The organism is Stappia sp. TSB10GB4, from assembly GCF_900185745.1.
In the GTDB taxonomy this organism is placed as follows: Bacteria; Pseudomonadota; Alphaproteobacteria; order Rhizobiales; family Stappiaceae; genus Stappia.
Map to the genome: position 1 here is coordinate 93,929 of NZ_FYAV01000069.1, position 16,228 is coordinate 110,156.

General features: G+C 70.0%; 12 protein-coding genes. 6 read left to right on the top strand and 6 right to left on the bottom strand.

The window, feature by feature from the left end; genetic code table 11:
* Position 1 precedes the first annotated feature (1 nt).
* The 5 genes from addB (at position 2) to TSB10GB4_RS19945 (ending at position 9,144) form a co-directional block, all read left to right on the top strand.
* A complete protein-coding gene (addB, locus tag TSB10GB4_RS19925; protein WP_186397164.1) occupies positions 2-3,133 on the top strand; it encodes a double-strand break repair protein AddB in 3,132 nt (1,043 codons plus the stop codon).
* The gene (addA, locus tag TSB10GB4_RS19930; protein WP_208984892.1) at positions 3,130-6,627 is read left to right on the top strand and encodes a double-strand break repair helicase AddA; all 3,498 of its coding nucleotides are present in this window, start codon (positions 3,130-3,132) and stop codon (positions 6,625-6,627) included. Before addB ends, addA begins: the two co-directional genes overlap by 4 nt.
* Positions 6,628-6,742: 115 nt before the next feature.
* A complete protein-coding gene (gene trxA, locus TSB10GB4_RS19935) occupies positions 6,743-7,063 on the top strand; it encodes a thioredoxin (protein WP_186397166.1) in 321 nt (106 codons plus the stop codon).
* Positions 7,064-7,243: 180 nt separating this feature from the next.
* Positions 7,244-7,876 carry a nucleotide exchange factor GrpE gene (gene grpE / locus TSB10GB4_RS19940; RefSeq protein WP_186397167.1) on the top strand — a complete coding sequence of 211 codons (633 nt, stop codon included), beginning with the start codon at positions 7,244-7,246 and terminating at the stop codon, positions 7,874-7,876.
* 647 nt (positions 7,877-8,523) lie between these two features.
* Entirely contained in the window at positions 8,524-9,144 is a 621-nt protein-coding gene (locus tag TSB10GB4_RS19945; protein ID WP_186397168.1) for a trimeric intracellular cation channel family protein, read from the top strand.
* A gap of 60 nt (positions 9,145-9,204) precedes the next feature.
* Here the strand turns inward: TSB10GB4_RS19945 and TSB10GB4_RS19950 are convergent, their stop codons facing one another.
* The 3 genes from TSB10GB4_RS19950 to sppA all read right to left on the bottom strand — a co-directional run bounded on the left by TSB10GB4_RS19950 (position 9,205) and on the right by sppA (position 11,074).
* Complete coding sequence (locus tag TSB10GB4_RS19950; RefSeq protein ID WP_186388754.1) at positions 9,205-9,561, bottom strand: LapA family protein; 357 nt, start codon at positions 9,559-9,561, stop codon at positions 9,205-9,207.
* Positions 9,562-9,758: 197 nt separating this feature from the next.
* Positions 9,759-10,070, bottom strand: coding sequence for an integration host factor subunit beta (locus TSB10GB4_RS19955; protein WP_186388755.1), 312 nt, complete (start codon positions 10,068-10,070; stop codon positions 9,759-9,761).
* Positions 10,067-11,074 carry a signal peptide peptidase SppA gene (gene sppA / locus TSB10GB4_RS19960; protein ID WP_186397169.1) on the bottom strand — a complete coding sequence of 336 codons (1,008 nt, stop codon included), beginning with the start codon at positions 11,072-11,074 and terminating at the stop codon, positions 10,067-10,069. The genes TSB10GB4_RS19955 and sppA overlap by 4 nt, the downstream gene beginning before the upstream one ends.
* 197 nt (positions 11,075-11,271) lie before the next feature.
* Here sppA and panB point away from each other — a divergent pair, with 197 nt between their 5' ends.
* A complete protein-coding gene (gene panB, locus TSB10GB4_RS19965) occupies positions 11,272-12,078 on the top strand; it encodes a 3-methyl-2-oxobutanoate hydroxymethyltransferase (RefSeq protein ID WP_186397170.1) in 807 nt (268 codons plus the stop codon).
* A gap of 87 nt (positions 12,079-12,165) precedes the next feature.
* Here panB and rpsA read toward each other — a convergent pair whose 3' ends face one another.
* The 3 genes from rpsA to aroA all read right to left on the bottom strand — a co-directional run bounded on the left by rpsA (position 12,166) and on the right by aroA (position 16,211).
* Positions 12,166-13,875 carry a 30S ribosomal protein S1 gene (rpsA, locus tag TSB10GB4_RS19970; protein ID WP_186388759.1) on the bottom strand — a complete coding sequence of 570 codons (1,710 nt, stop codon included), beginning with the start codon at positions 13,873-13,875 and terminating at the stop codon, positions 12,166-12,168.
* 357 nt (positions 13,876-14,232) lie between these two features.
* Positions 14,233-14,859: a (d)CMP kinase gene (cmk, locus tag TSB10GB4_RS19975; protein WP_186397171.1), complete on the bottom strand. Its 627-nt coding sequence runs from the start codon at positions 14,857-14,859 to the stop codon at positions 14,233-14,235.
* The gene (gene aroA, locus TSB10GB4_RS19980; protein ID WP_186397172.1) at positions 14,856-16,211 is read right to left on the bottom strand and encodes a 3-phosphoshikimate 1-carboxyvinyltransferase; all 1,356 of its coding nucleotides are present in this window, start codon (positions 16,209-16,211) and stop codon (positions 14,856-14,858) included. Before aroA ends, cmk begins: the two co-directional genes overlap by 4 nt.
* Positions 16,212-16,228: the final 17 nt, after the last annotated feature.

The window sequence follows — 16,228 nt, forward strand, 5'->3', positions numbered from 1 at the left end:
GATGACGGGTAAGGCAGCGCCGCGAGTCCATACGATCCCGCCCTCCGCGCCCTTCCTGCGGACCCTGGTCGACGCCCTGTTCGACGGGCGGCTGGTGCCCGGTCTCGACCCGGCCGCCGACCCGCTGGCGCTGGCCGACCTGACGCTCTACCTGCCGACCCGCCGCGCCGCCCGCGCCATCGCCCCGCTGATCCGCGAGAAGCTGGGCGGGGCGCCGGTGCTGCTGCCGGCGATCCGCCCGCTCGGCGATGTCGAGGAGGACCTGCACCTGTTGCAGGTCGAGGCCTGGGCCGACGGCTTGCCGCCGGCGCTGCCCGAGATGGAGCGGCGCTTCGCCATGACCCGGCTGGTGCAGGCCTGGGAGGGGGCGCTGCGCCGCGAGGTGCTGGGCCTGCCGCCCGGCGCGGTGCTGCGCGCGCCTGCCTCCGCCGCCGATGCCGCGTGGCTCGCCGGCGATCTGCTGGCCCTGATGGACGAGATGGCGACGGAGGAGATCTCCTGGACCGGCCTTGCCGGCCTGGTGCCGGAGGACCATGCCCGCTACTGGCAGATCACGCTGGACTTCCTGAAGATCGCCATGGAGCACTGGCCGGCCTATCTGGCCAGCCGCGCGGCGAGCGATCCGAAGGCGCGGCGCTCAATGCTGCTGCGGCGCGAGGCGGAGCGGCTGCGCCAGGCCCCGCCGCGCGGGCCGGTGATCGCCGCCGGCGCCACCGGCTCGATCCCGGCGATTGCCGACCTGCTCGCCGTCATCGCCGGGCTGGAGCGCGGTGCCGTGGTGCTGCCCGGCTTCGATGCGGCGATGGACGAGGACAGTTGGCGGGCGATCCTGGGGGGCGAGGGCGTTTCGGGGAGCCCCAGCCATCCGCAATACGGCATGGCGCGGCTCGCCGGCGCGCTGAAGATCTCGCGCGGCGAGGTGGTGCCGCTGGCGATAGGAGCGAGCGAAGCCCTGCGGCTGCGCGACCGGCTGGTCGCCGAGGCCTTGCGGCCGGCCGAGACGACGGATGTCTGGCCGAGGGTCGTTGCCGAGATTCCGGAAGAGGCGCGGGCTGGCGCCTTCGCCGATGTGGCGCTGATGGCGGCGCGCAACGAGGCGGAGGAGGCGCTGGCTGTTGCCACCGCCCTGCGCGCGGCTGTCGAGGAGGGCAAGACGGCGGCGCTGGTGACGCCGGACAGGACGCTCGCCCGCCGGGTCGCCGTCGAATTGTCGCGCTGGGGCTTGCAGCCGGACGACAGCGCCGGCCGCCCGCTCGACCAGACCGCGCCCGGCGTGCTCGCCCGCCTCGCCGCCCGGCTGGCGCTGGACGGGCTGGAGCCGGTGGCGCTGCTCGCCCTGCTGAAACACCCGCTGACGCGGCTTGGTTTGCCGTCTAACAAGATCCGCGCCGCGGCGCGCGCCCTGGAGCGCGCGGTGCTGCGCGGGCCGCGCGCCAGGGCCGGAACCGGCGGCCTGCGCGAGGCGGTTGCCGCCGCGCGGCGGCTGGCAACGGAGGGCGAGAGCCCGCCGCGGCTGCCGCGCTGGCAGAAGCTCCACGAGGACGACTGGGAGGATGTCGCCGACCTCGTCGATAGGTTGGCGCAGGCGCTGGTTCCGCTGGAGCGCCATGCGGAGACGCGCGAGCCGGTCGACGTGGTGCAGCTTGCCGCCGACCACGAGGCGGTGCTGGTGCGGCTGGCCTGCGACGAGGAAGGCCGTTCCGACGAGCTCTATGCCGGCGAGGCCGGCGAGGGGCTCGCCGCCGCCTTTGCCGGGATGATCGCCGCCGGTCCCGCCGGCCTCGCGGCGCCCGCCGCCGACTGGCCGGACATGTTCATCGCCCTCGTCTCCGGCATCAATGTCCGCCGCCGCCTGCCGGGCGATCCGCGCATTGCGATCTTCGGGCCGATGGAGGCGCGGCTGCAGGACTTCGACCTGCTGGTGCTGGGGGCGCTCAACGAGGGCAACTGGCCGCAGGCGACGCGCAACGACCCCTGGCTCAACCGGCCGATGAAGGGCGGGCTCGGCCTCGACCCGCCGGAGCGGCGCATCGGCGCGGCCGCCCATGATTTCTCGCAGGCGCTGGGCGCAAGACAGGTCATCCTGTCGCGGGCCGAGCGCTCTGGCGGCGCGCCGGCCGTCGCCTCGCGCTGGCTGCTGCGGCTGACGACGCTGCTGGGCCACGGCGTCACCGCCGCGATGCAGGCGCGGGGGCAGGCCGTGCTGGCGCTCGCCGCCCATCTCGACCGGGCCGAGGCGGGAGTTGCGCCGATCGCGCGGCCGGAACCGGCGCCGCCCGTTGCCGCCCGCCCGCGCCGGATCTCGGTGACCGAGGTGGAGCTGCTGATCCGCGATCCGTATGCGCTCTATGCCCGCAAGGTGCTGGTGCTGGACCCGGTCGAGCCGATCGGCGGCGATCCGGGCGCGGCGGAAAAGGGCACGCTGATCCACGATTGCCTCGCCGACTTCCTGAAGAGCTGGCACGGCCCGTTCGACGCGGCGGCGCTGGCGCATTTGCTGGCGATCGGCCGGGCGCAGTTCGCCCCGCTCGATGCCTTCCCGGCGATCCGCGCCGTATGGTGGCTGCGCTTCGAGCGGATCGCCGCCGCCTTCATCCGCCACGAGGCAGGCCGCGCGAACCTGATCGTCGGCCGCCATCTGGAGATCCCCGGCGCGCTGGAGCTCGATCTTGCCCCCGGCGGCCGCGTCACCCTGTCGGCGCGGGCCGACCGTATCGACCAGATGGCCGATGGCACGCTGGCGGTGATCGACTACAAGACCGGGCAGGCGCCGAGCGACAAGGAGGTCGCCGCGCTGCTGGCGCCGCAATTGCCGCTGGAAGTGGCGATGATCGGCAAGGGCGCCTTCGGCGAGGTCGATAGGGCAGCGCCCGTCGCGACGCTCGCCTATCTGCGTCTCACCGGCGGGCGCACGCCGCTGGAATGGCAGGACCGGACGCCGAAGATCGCCAGCGTCGACGAGTTAGCGGCGGAGGCGCTGGCCCGTACGGTGAAACTCTTTGCCGGCTATGAAAACCCGCAAAAGGGCTATCTGTCGCGCGCCAGGGTGCGCAAGGAAGCGGAGATGTCCGGTCCTTACGACCATCTGGCGCGGGTGCGAGAATGGGCGCTGGGTGGAGGGGAGGAGGAATGAGCACCTTCGAGATCCCTCTCGCGACGCGCGAGAAACAGGCGCGGGCCGCCGACCCGCTGCGCTCGGCCTGGGTCAGCGCCAATGCCGGCTCGGGCAAGACCTTCGTTCTGGCGCGGCGGGTGATCCGCCTGCTGCTCGCCGGCACCGCGCCCTCGCGCATCCTCTGCCTGACCTTCACCAAGGCGGCGGCCTCCGAAATGGCGACCCGCGTCTTCGAGACGCTGGGCTCGTGGATCGCGCTGACCGACGAGGCGCTGGCGAAGGAACTGGAGGTCATCGAGGGACGGCGGCCGGATGCGCGCGGACTGGCGCGGGCGCGCCATCTCTTCGCCGTGGCGCTGGAGACGCCGGGCGGGCTGAAGATCCAGACGATCCACGCCTTTTGCGAGGCGATCCTGCACCAGTTTCCGCTGGAGGCGAATGTCGCCGGCCATTTCCAGGTGCTCGACGACCGGCAGGCGGCGGATCTTCTCGCCGGCGCCCGTTCGCGCGTGCTGGCGCTGGCCGAGCGCGAGCCGGAGAGCCGGCTGGGCCGGGCGCTGGTGCATCTGGTCTCCGAACTCCCCGACAAGACGGTGGAGACGGCGCTTGCCGACCTGATCGCCCGCCGCGACACGCTGCGCCGCTGGCTGCAGGATGCCGGCTCGCTGGAGGCGGCGCTGGCGCAACTCGCCGAGGCTTTCGGCCTTTCGGAAGGCGAGACGCTCGCCCGCCTCGACGCGGCGCTTTGCGAGGAGGTCTCGATCTCGCCGCAGGAGGCACTGGCCTATGCCGAGGCGCTGGCGAGCGGCGGCGCGCGCGACATCGAGCGGGCCGAACGGCTGCGCATGGCGGCCCGGCTCGCCGGTACGCCGGACGCGTGGTGGGAGGTCTGGCAGCGGGTCTTCCTCAACAAGGACCTCGCGCCGACCAAGTCGCTGGCGACCAAGAAGGTGGAAGAGAATTTCCCGCAAGTTGTCGAGCGGCTTTACGCCGAGCAGGAACGGCTGTTGGCGCTGCTCGAGCGGCGGCGGATCGCCTATGCGCTCGCCGGCACGGAGGCAGCGCTGCGGCTCGCCGATGCCATGCTCGACATCTACGAGGCCGAGAAGACCCGCCGCGGGCTGATGGATTTCGAGGACCTGATCGTACGCACGGCGAGCCTCTTGTCGCGCGCGGATGCGGCGCTCTGGGTGCAGTACAAGCTCGACCAGGGCCTCGATCATATCCTCGTCGACGAGGCGCAGGACACCAGCCCGCACCAGTGGCGGGTGGTGCAGGCGCTGGCCGAGGAGTTCTTCGCCGGCGCCTCGGCGCACCCGCGCACCCGCACGCTCTTTGCCGTCGGCGACGAGAAGCAGTCGATCTATTCGTTCCAGGGCGCGGTGCCGGCCTATTTCGCCGACATGCGCCGCTATTTCGAGGGGCGGGCGCGGGATGCCGAGGCGGCGTTCGAGCGGGTCGAACTGACGCTCTCCTTCCGCTCGCGGCCCGATGTGCTCTCCGCCGTCGACACGGTGTTCGAAGCGCCCGACATGCATTCCGGCCTGTCGCGGGAGGCGGGCGCGCCGGTGCACGAGGCGGTGCGGCGCAACGATCCGGGCATGATCGAGATCTGGCCGCCGGAAGAACCGGTGGCGCAGGAGGTGCCCGACGACTGGACCGCGCCGGTCGACCGCATCGGCGCGGGCAGCCCGATGCTGCGGCTGGCCGACCGGCTGGCGCGCTGCGTGCGCGGCTGGTGGACGAGCGGCGAGGCGGCGCCCGGCGACGTCCTGGTGCTGGTGCGCAAGCGCGGGCCCTTTGTCGATGCGCTGACACGGGCGCTGAAGCGCGAGGGCGTGCCGGTGGCCGGCAGCGACCGCTTGGTGCTCAACGACCATATCGCGGTCGAGGACCTGCTGGCGCTCGGCCGCTTCCTCTTGCTGCCCGAGGACGACCTGTCGCTCGCCTGCCTGCTGAAGAGCCCGCTGATCGGCCTCGACGACGAAGCGTTGTTCCGCCTCGCCCGCCCCGACGGGGCTGCCTTGCGCTCCGGCACGCTGTGGCAGTCGCTGCGCCGGCAGGCGGAGGGCGATCCGGCATTCGAGCGGGCGCGCGAGCGGATCGAGACCTGGCGCGCGCGCGCCGACTTCCTGCCGCCCTTCGAGTTCTTCTCGCGTCTGCTGGGTGCCGACGGCGGGCGCCGCGCCTTCCGCGCCCGCCTCGGCTCGGAGGTCGACGACGTGCTCGACGAGTTCCTGGCGGTGACGCTGGCCTTCGAGCAGACTGGGGTGCCGGGGCTGGAGGGCTTCCTTGCCTGGTTCGCGGCCGCGCCCACCGAGGTGAAGCGCGAGCTCAACGCGGCGCGCGGCGTGGTGCGGATCATGACCGTGCACGGGGCGAAGGGGCTGGAGGCGCCGCTCGTCGTGCTGGTCGATGGCGGCGCGGCGCCGGTCAGCGCCCATCACGATCCGGTGTTCATCGAGCGGGCGATGCCGGGCACTCTCGGCGAGGTCACCGGCCTTGTGTGGAACCCGGTCAAGGCCGAGCGCAGCCCCTGGCACGGCGAGCGGCTGGACGCCCTGCGCCAGGCGGCGGCCGACGAATATCGCCGCCTGCTCTATGTGGCGATGACGCGCGCCCGCGACCGGCTGGTGGTCTGCGGCTGGATGCCGGCGCGCGGCCAGTCGGATGAGTGCTGGCACGCGCTGGTGGCAAAAGCGCTGGAGCCGGGCGCCCGCGACGGCGAGGCGGGAGACGGCGGGCCCTGCCGCATCTGGCAGCGCCCCGGCACGACCGCGCCGGCGCCGCTGCTGGCGCGGGTCGGGGACGAGGCGAGCGAGGCGGCCGGCGCGCCCGCCCCCGCCTGGCTGTTCGCCCCCGTCGCCGCAATCGAGCGGCCGCGCCGCCTGCGCCCCTCCGAGGCCTTCGACGAGATGGAGGCGAAGGAGGGGACTGAGCCCGTGCCGGCGACCGACCGGCTGGCGGAAGCGCGGGCCGCGCCCGACTTCGCGCTGGAGCGCGGCCGCCACCTGCACCGGCTGCTGCAACTGCTGCCCGAACTGCCGAGGGACGCCCGCCGCGCCGCCGGCGAACGCTACCTCGCCCATGCCCTGAGCCCGGTCTTTGCCGCAAGGACGGAGCAACTGCTGACGGAGGCGCTTGCCGTTCTCGACCATCCCGGTTTTGCCGCCGTCTTCTCGGGCGATGCTCGCGCGGAAGTGCCGCTCGCCGGCACGCTGCGCCTTGCCGACGGCTCGGCCTATGAGGTCTCCGGCCAGATCGACCGGCTGCGGGTCGACGAGGACGCGGTGTGGATCCTCGACTTCAAGACCGACCGCCGGGTGCCGGGGGTGCCGGGGGAGGTCGGCGAGGCCTATGTGGTGCAGCTTGCGGTCTATCGCCGGTTGCTCGCCGACATCTGGCCCGGGCGCTTGGTGCGCGCCGCGCTGGTCTATACGGCAGGGCCGAAGCTGGTGGAACTGCCGGCAGAGGCGATGGACGCGGCGGTGGCGGCGCTCGCGCCCGCCTGAGTCCGCAGCGACATGGGTGCGACCCAACGCTTGCTTGACGCGGGCGGGCCGCCTTCCTACGTTCGGGGCAACGAAAGGGTGCGTCGCATCCGCGAGCTTTTGGAAAGGGCATGAAATGGCCACTTCAGTCGTGACCGATGAGAGCTTTGAAGCCGACGTCCTGCAGGCGTCCGGCACCGTCGTGGTGGATTTCTGGGCCGAATGGTGCGGTCCGTGCAAGATGATCGCGCCGGCGCTTGAGGAAATCTCCGAGGAGATGAGCGGGCAGGTGAAGATCGCCAAGCTCAACATCGACGAGAACCAGAACATGGCAATGAAGTACGGGGTGCGCTCCATCCCCACGCTCATCCTGTTCAAGGACGGCCAGCCGGTTTCCACGCAGATCGGTGCGGCGCCGAAGAACAAGCTGGCCGCCTGGATCCAGACCGCGATCTAACGCGTTCCGGTTCCGGACGGACCTCACCCGAATCACGCTGCTCCGGCCCGTCAGGTGTGGTGGACCGGAGCGGTGCGTCTTGCGTGGACCGCCCCGATCGGGCCGGCCGCACCGCGTCGACCCTGACGCGCCGATCCTGACGCACCGACCCTGAAGACGCCGAGCATTGCCGGGAAGACCATGAACGACAGCAACGACAAGACCAATATCACCCCCGAGGATGTCGCGACCGGCCACGAGGCCGAGAGCGGCGGCGAGGCGCAGGCCACGCTCGATCCGACCGAGGCGCTGCTGGCGGAAAACGCCGAGTTGAAGGACCGCATGCTCCGCACCATGGCGGAGATGGAGAACCTGCGCCGGCGCACGGAGAAGGAAATCCGCGACAGCAAGCAATATGCCGCCGCGAGCTTCGCGCGCGACATGCTGGGCGTCGGCGACAACCTGCGCCGGGCGCTGGAGGCGATCTCCGCGGACGCCCGCACAGCCGCCGACGAGGCCATGCGCGCCCTGATCGAGGGCGTCGAAATGACCGAGCGCGAGATGATCAACCAGCTCGAGAAGCACGGCGTGCGCCGCATCGACCCGGCCGGCGAGCGGTTCGATCCGAATTTCCACCAAGCGATGTTCGAGGTGCCCAACACCGAGGTGCCGAACAACACCGTCGTGCAGGTGATGCAGGCCGGCTACGTCATCGGCGACCGCGTCCTGCGTCCCGCCCTTGTCGGCGTGTCGAAGGGCGGGCCGAAGGAGCGCAAGCCGGAGGGCGAGGCGCCCCTGGCCGAGCCAGGCTCGACGGTCGACCGCACCGCCTGAGGGCCGTACCGCTCTCCCAGCGACTCGAGGGCGCGGCTCTCGGCGCGTGAAAGACCTTGCAGGCGCGCCCTTGCGCGCGCCTGCGCAGTGCCCGCTGCCTTTTCCTTCTCTGCCTGTTTCGGCGTGTCTCCGCGCAAGGCGGTAGTGTCTCGGTTTGGAATCCTGTTTCCTTGATATCTATCCAAAGCGCCCAGTTCTTGTTGTCTGTTTAAGTGCAAGAGTTGGGAGCATTCGCATGCCGGCAAAAGGAATTCATCGAACAAAGTCGCCAGTAAGTGGCACGGAATACGCGTTTGTCGATTATGGAGTCCCATCGTCGTTAGGCGAAATTCCGCGCTTCCAATACGATGCGCAAGGATATGAGCCGCCTTTCGACAAGCTTCCTATAAAAGACGAATACGAGGCTGGAAATATCCCCCCGATCTAGAGAACAGAAGTAGCTCACGCGACGTTGGCCATAGCCGCAGGCGTGATCGACGCGCTCCAGCATCATAGATGCTGTGATAGCGATGATGGATGCGGGCCTCACCTAAAGCCTGATCAGCGTAGCCCTTACAAAAGTCCGGCTCGTCGCAATACGGGGACAGCGGGCGGTGCCCCGATTTCGGTCATTGCGGATGCGCGGGATTACAGCCTAGCATCGCCGCATGGCGACAATGCTCCAGATCCTCGATTTTCTCGGTGTTGCCGTTTTCGCGGTGACGGGGGCCATCGTCGCCTCGCGCCTGCGGCTCGACTGCCTCGCCTTCGTCTTCTTTGCCGTGTTCACCGGCGTCGGCGGCGGCACGCTGCGCGACCTGCTGCTCGACGCACCGGTGTTCTGGGTCGAGAACGAGATCTATCTCGTCGTCTGCATCGCCATCGGCGCGCTGATGTGGTTCGTCATTCCGCCCGTGGAGCGGCTGAGCAAGCCGCTGCGCTGGGTCGATGCCATGGGCCTTGCGGCCTATTCGGTGATGGGGGCGGCGAAGACGCTGTCGCTCGGCCACCCGCCGACGGTGGCCGTGCTGATGGGGGTGGCGACCGCGACCTTCGGCGGCATCATCCGCGACACCATCGCCGGACAGCCTTCGGCGCTGCTGAAGGCGGAACTCTACCTGACGCCGGCCTTTGTCGGGGCGGGTGTCTATGTCGGCCTGTTTTCCTTCGGGGCCGACGCCTGGCCGGCGGCGATCGCCGGCGTTTCGGTGGCGTTTTTCCTGCGCGGCGGGGCGATCCTCAAGGGCTGGAATCTGCCCGGCTACACGCCGCCGCGGGACGAGTCCTGACCGACCGCCCGAACCGGTGAAACGTCGGACGGCCAGAAGATCAGAACAGATTAGATCAGATCAGGCGGCGCTGCGCGAGGCGATCGCCTTGCCGCCGCCAGCCTGTTTCTGGCCCTGCTGCTGCACCGCCTTGAGCCGGTCGGCTTCCGAGTGCCAGAGGTCGGCCTCGCGCCGCTTGACGCGGGCCTCCTTGCGCCACTTGCCCTGCGCCGCCCAGGAGGCGACGCCGCCGATGAACACGCCGAAGGCGACCGCGGCGAACAGGATCCAGAACAGCGGCGCGTCGACGCTGAGCGCCGGGTCGGCCCGGTTGAACGGGTCGAGCGACAGGGTCACGACATGCCGGTTGGCGACCGCGAGGGCAATCAGCACGATAGCGATCGGCACCAGCACCAGGTTCTTCAGAAAGCGCGTCAATTCCTGTCTCCTGTACGGCCAGTCTCCTGTACGGCCAGTCTCCTGCGCGGCCAGTCTCCTGCGCGGCCAGTCTCCTGAAGGGTCAGGCTCCCTAGCGGGACGCTCCGCGCGGCCGGACGGGCGCGGGCTCGATCTCCGCTGCGCCTGCGACCCTCCTCCGGCACCCTCTTGCGGTCCCGCGACCCGGTCGGGCGACCTCAGTCGTCGTCGTCCGGATCTTCCGAGCCGTCGCCGTCGTTGAGCCGCTCGCGCATCTCCTTGCCGGTCTTGAAGAAGGGCACGTATTTCTCTTCCACCTCGACCTTCTGGCCCGTGCGCGGGTTGCGCCCGGTTCGGGCCGGGCGGTTCTTCACCGAGAAGGCGCCAAAGCCCCGAAGCTCGACCCGGTTGCCGTTGCGCAGGGCATCGGTGATCTCGTCGAGGATCGCGTTGACGATGTTCTCAACGTCCCGCTGGTAGAGATGCGGATTCTGTTCGGCGATCCGCTGCACCAGTTCCGACTTGATCATTCGCGTCCCCCTGTTCGGTCGAGACTTTCCGCCGCGTTGCGAGCCTGCCAAACGGATACAAGACCGTCAAGCGCAAGGCCTTCGGGAAGGATAGCCCCGGTCGCCTCGACCGCCTGCAGCGCGCCGCTGGCGACCCCGGTGCCGAACCAGTGGGCCACCTGGCCGAGCAGCGGCAGCCCGCGCTCGCTCTCGCGTTTCACGCGCCAGGTCACGACCGGCAGCGAGGCGGCGACGCCGCGTTCGCTCTCCAGCCATTTGCGGCTGGTTTCCTCGCCGCCGACTGCGTCGATTAGTCCGAGCCGCCGGGCGGTGTCGCCGGAATAGACGCCGCCCTGTGCGACGGTGCGCACGGCCTCCTCGTCCATTCCGCGCCGCTCCGCCACCCGCGCGACGAACCATTCGTAGCTGTCGTCGATCAAGGCCTGCAGGTTGTCGCGCGCGGCCTGCGGCGGGTCGGAATGGAAGTTCGGCTCCGCCTTGAGCGGGCCGGAGCGGACCACGTCGAACTTGACGCCGAGCGTGTCGAGCAGCCCGCCGAAATTGCCATACTGGATGTAGACGCCGATGGAGCCGGTGATCGAGGTGTGACGGGCGACGATGTGATCGGTGGCGATGGCGGTCATGTAGCCGGCCGAGGCGGCCAGCGTGCCGATCTGGGCGACCACCGGCTTCTTTTCGGCCAGTTCGCGCAGGGCCAGATACAGCGTCTCGCCGCCGACCGTGGTGCCGCCGGGCGAGTTCAGCTCGACGATCACCGCCTTCACCCGGGCGTTGTCGGCAAGATCGCGGATCAGCTTGGCCCGGTCGCTGTCGTCGACGATGAGGCCGCTGACCTGCAGCCGGGCGACATGGTCGGCGCGCCGCGACAGCGAATCGAAGTTGCCGCTCCAGGCGAGCAGTCCGCCGATCGCGACGATCGCCAGCAGAAAGGCGAACACGCGCCAGAAAACCACCTTCCGGCGCAACCGTCGCCGGTCGACGAGGGCATCCGCATCAAGGGCCATGGGCCGAACCTTTCCATTTTCTCCCCTCGGGGCGGCCTATCGCTACATGGCCGTGCCCCGGTTGAAAAGCCCGAACTGCGAGCCGCACCCGGCCGGGTGCCCGTTGCGGGCTTGCCTGACCCGGCGCGCTCTGGCAGTTAGGCCGAGTCAGTCTTTGCTGCAATGCAGGATAGCAGGTTCGGGAGGGGCATAGAACCATGGCGCAAATCACCCTTAATACGCTGGATGCGGGCAAGGGCGAGGGCCGGCGCTTCGCGATGGTCACCGCCTATGACGCGAGCTTCGCCGCCGTCGCCGCGCGCGCCGGCCTCGAGACGCTGCTCGTCGGCGACAGTCTCGGCATGGTGGTGCAGGGGCGCGGCTCGACGGTCCCCGTCACCATGGACGACATGGCCTATCACACGGCCTGCGTGCGCCGCGGAACCGAAGCCGGCGAGCACCGCCCGCTGATCATTGCCGACATGCCCTTCGGCGCGGCCAACGCGCCCGACCAGGCCGCCGCCAACGCGGCGCGGCTGATGCAGGCCGGCGCCAATGTGGTGAAGATCGAGGGCGGCGCCTGGGTCGTCGACACGGTCCGCCACCTTGCCGAGCGCGGCATGCCGGTCTGCGCCCATCTCGGCCTGACGCCGCAGACGGCCGACATGCTGGGCGGCTATCGCCTGCAGGGCCGCGACGAGGCGGCCGCCGCCCGCATCCGCGAGGAGGCCCGCCTGCTGGAGGCGGCCGGCGCCCGCCTGCTGCTGCTCGAATGCGTGCCGGACGCGCTCGGGCGGGCGGTGAGCGAGGCGGCAAAGGTGCCGGTGATCGGCATCGGCGCGGGACCTGCGACCGATGCGCAGGTTCTCGTCCTGCACGACATGCTCGGCCTCGGCGAGGGCCGCAAGGCGCGGTTCGTCAAGGACTATCTCGCGGGTCGCGGCAGCATCATGGAGGCGCTGCGCGCCTTCGGCGAGGAGGTGCGCTCCGGCGCCTATCCCGCGCCCGAGCATTGCTACGGCTGAACCGAGCGGGGCGCAACTCCCCCCGAAACGAAAGAACCCCGACCGAAAGGCCGGGGTTCGGTGTTTTCGCGAGGTGTCGCGTCGGTCTCAGTCGTCGGTCTCGCGGGCCTTGAGGGCCGCGCCGAGAATGTCGCCGAGCGAGGCGCCCGAGTCGGACGAACCGTACTGCGCGACGGCTTCCTTCTCCTCGGCGATTTCCAGCGCCTTGATGGAGACCGACACGCGGCGGGTCTTCTTGTCGAACTGGGTGACGCGGGCGTCGAACTTCTCGCCGACCGAGAACCGCTCCGGACGCTGGTCGCCGCGCTCGCGCGACAGGTCGGCGCGACGCACGAAGGTGGTCAGGTCGGTGTCGACGATCTTGGCTTCCAGGCCGCCGTCCTTGATCTCGACGACTTCGCAGGTCACCACCGCGCCCTTGCGCAGCTCGCCGGCCGCAGCAGTGTCGAACGGATCGCCGCCGAGCTGCTTGATACCGAGCGAGATCCGCTCCTTCTCCATGTCGACGTCGAGCACGACGGCGCGAACCATGTCGCCCTTCTTGTACTCTTCGATGACCTGCTCGCCCGGACGGTTCCAGTCGAGGTCGGAGAGGTGCACCATGCCGTCGACGTCGCCGTCGAGACCGATGAACAGGCCGAACTCGGTCTTGTTCTTGACCTCGCCCTCGACCTCGGTGTTGATCGGGAACTTCTCGGCGAAGGCCTCCCACGGGTTCTGCAGGGTCTGCTTCAGGCCCAGCGAGATGCGGCGCTTGACCGGATCGACCTCCAGGATCATCACCTCAACCTCCTGCGAGGTGGAGACGATCTTGCCCGGATGGACGTTCTTCTTGGTCCAGGACATCTCGGAGACGTGGATCAGGCCCTCGATGCCGGCTTCCAGCTCCACGAAGGCGCCGTAGTCGGTGATGTTGGTCACGCGGCCGGTGAACTTGGCGTCGACCGGATACTTGGCCTCGATGCCGTCCCACGGATCCGCCTCGAGCTGCTTCATGCCGAGCGAGATGCGGTGCGTGTCCTGGTTGACGCGGATGATCTGGACCTTGACGGTCTGGCCGATCGACAGGACCTCGCTCGGATGGTTGATGCGGCGCCACGCGATGTCGGTGACGTGCAGCAGGCCATCGATGCCGCCGAGGTCGACGAACGCACCGTAGTCGGTGATGTTCTTGACCACGCCTTCCATGATCTGGCCTTCCTCGAGGCTCTGGACCAGTTCCGAACGCTGCTCGGCGCGGGTCTCCTCGAGGACGACGCGGCGCGACACGACGATGTTGCCGCGGCGCTTGTCCATCTTCAGGATCTGGAACGGCTGCGGCGTGTGCATCAAGGGGGCGACGTCGCGGACCGGGCGGATGTCGACCTGCGAGCGCGGCAGGAACGCCACGGCGCCGTCGAGGTCGACGGTGAAGCCGCCCTTGACCTGGTTGAAGATCTGGCCGGTGACCTTCTCGTTCGCCTCGAAGGCGACCTCGAGACGGACCCAGCTCTCTTCGCGGCGGGCCTTGTCGCGCGACAGGACGGCCTCGCCGAGCGCGTTCTCGACGCGCTCCAGATAGACCTCGACCTTGTCGCCGATCGAGACGCCGGCGCCGTCGCCGTCACGTCCCTTGACACCGAATTCCTTCAGCGCGATGCGGCCTTCGACCTTCAGGCCGACGTCGATCACCGCGAGATCCTTCTCGATGGCGATCACGGTGCCGGTAACGACGGAGCCCTCGTACAGCTCGTGCTGCTCGAAGCTCTCTTCGAGAAGGGCGGCAAAATCATCGCGGGTAGGGTTCAAACTGCTCATCGAAACTCCTGGCAGCCAAATCTGGCTTGTCGCCGGCGGGTTTGTGTTGGTCCCAGGCGGTGTCCCCATCCGGCAGCCCCCGTTTCGGGAACTGCTTCCGCGCCACTCCCGGACCTGTCGGTGCGAGCAAGGGGCGGGCCGGCGAGGCGGAAGGTGAAACCGCACGCTCAGTCATGTCTTAAAGCGGGAGATCCGTAGCCGCTCTTCGCCGGAAGGGAGAACGCGTCCGTGGTCCGCCAGTCGTCGCCCCGGCCGGTCGCGGGCGAGCCGGACCTTGACGCCGATGGGCGCGGATGCCGCGCCAGGCGGACAATCCGGCTCTCCGAAGCCACGGAAAATGCGCCGACGTCGTGACCGCTACCTTGCGTTCACGTTATCGACGATATCCACAGCCGCCTTGAACGCGGTTTCTATATCCATTTCCGACGTGTCGAGCAAGTCCGCATCGTCCGCCGGCTTCAACGGCGCGACGGCGCGGCCGGCATCGCGCCGGTCGCGGCGCTCCAGATCCGCCAGCACCCGCGCATAGTCAGCGTCCTGCCCCTTGGAGATGAGCTCCTGGGTGCGCCGCCGCGCCCGCTCGGAGGCGCTCGCCACCACATAGAGCTTCACGTCCGCATCCGGGCACACCACCGTGCCGATGTCGCGCCCGTCCAGCACGGCGCCGGGCGGCTCCTGCGCGAAGCGCCGCTGCGCCCGCACCAGTTCCTCGCGCAGGCCCGGCAGCACCGCGATGCGCGAGGCCGCCTCGCCGATCTCATGCGCCGACAGCACGTCGCGGTCGAGACGCGACAGATCGAGATTGCGCGCCGTCGCCACCGCCACCGCCTCGTCGCCGAGCGGCAGGCCGCGCGCTAGCAGCGCGGCCGCGACCGCGCGATAGGTGAGGCCGGTGTCGAGATGGCGCAGTCCGTAATAGTCGGCCAGCCGGCGTGCCAGGGTGCCCTTGCCCGAGGCCGCCGGTCCGTCGATGGCGATGATCATGCGGCCTGCTCTCCCGTCTCGCCGATGTCGCCGCCGAGCTCTGCAAACAGCGCCTCGAATGTCGGGAAGCTGGTGGCGATGACGCCGCCGTCGTCGACCGTGACCGGGTGGTCGGCGGCAAGGCCGAGCACGAGGAAGCTCATGGCGATGCGGTGGTCGAGATGGGTGGCGACCGTGCCGCCGCCGACCGGCCCCTTGCGCCCATGCACCCGCAGGCTGCTCTCGCCCTCCTCGCAGTCGATGCCGTTGGCGCGCAGGCCCGCGGCGACCGCCGCAAGGCGATCCGATTCCTTGACCCTCAGTTCTTCCAGGCCGAGCATGGTCGTGGTGCCTTGCGCGAAGGCCGCGGCAACCGCCAGCACCGGATATTCGTCGATCATCGAGGGTGCGCGGCTCGCCGGCACCTCGACGCCGGTCAGCTTCGAATGGCGCACGCGCACATCGCCGAGCCGCTCGCCGCCGGTCTCGCGGATATTGGTGATCTCCAGATCCGCGCCCATTTCCTGCAGCGTGGTCAGGAGGCCGGTGCGGTGCTCGTTGAGCAGCACGTCGGCGACGGTCACCTCGGAGCCCGGCACGATCAGGCCCGCGACGATCGGGAAGGCGGCGGAGGAGGGGTCGGCCGGCACGGTGACGTCCTGCGCCTGCAACTCGCCCTGGCCGGTGACGGTGATCACCCGCCCGCCGGCGTCGTCGTGGTCGACCTGGATCGTCGCGCCGAAGCCGGCCAGCATGCGCTCGGTATGGTCGCGGGTCGGGATCGGTTCGATCACCGTGGTCTGGCCCGGCGCGTTGAGGCCGGCCAGCAGCACCGCCGACTTGACCTGGGCGGAGGGCACCGGCACCCGGTAGCTGATCGGCGCCGCGGTGCCGGGACCGTGCACCGACAGCGGCAGCCGGTCACCGGAGCGCGAGATCACCCGCGTGCCCATCATCCTGAGCGGCTCCAGCACCCGGCCCATCGGCCGCTTGATCAGCGAGGCGTCGCCCGTGAAGGTGGCGGAGATCGGATGGGTGCCGACGATGCCGAGGGCCAGGCGCACGCCGGTGCCGGCATTGCCGTAGTCGATCACCGTCTCCGGCTCGATCAGGCTGCCGAGCCCGGCCCCGTCGACGCTCCACAGGCCGGTGTCGTCGCGCCGGATGCGGGCGCCGAAGGCGCGCATGGCGGCGGCGGTGTTGAGCACGTCCTCCGATTCCAGCAGGCCTGAAACGGTGGTCCGGCCGACGGCCAGCGCGCCCAGCATCAGGGCGCGGTGCGAGATGGATTTGTCGCCGGGCACGGTGACCCGACCCTTGAGCGCGGCGCCGGAGCGGGCCGTCAGCGGCCGGGCGGAGGTGGACTGGGACATGCTGGATTTCCGGAAGC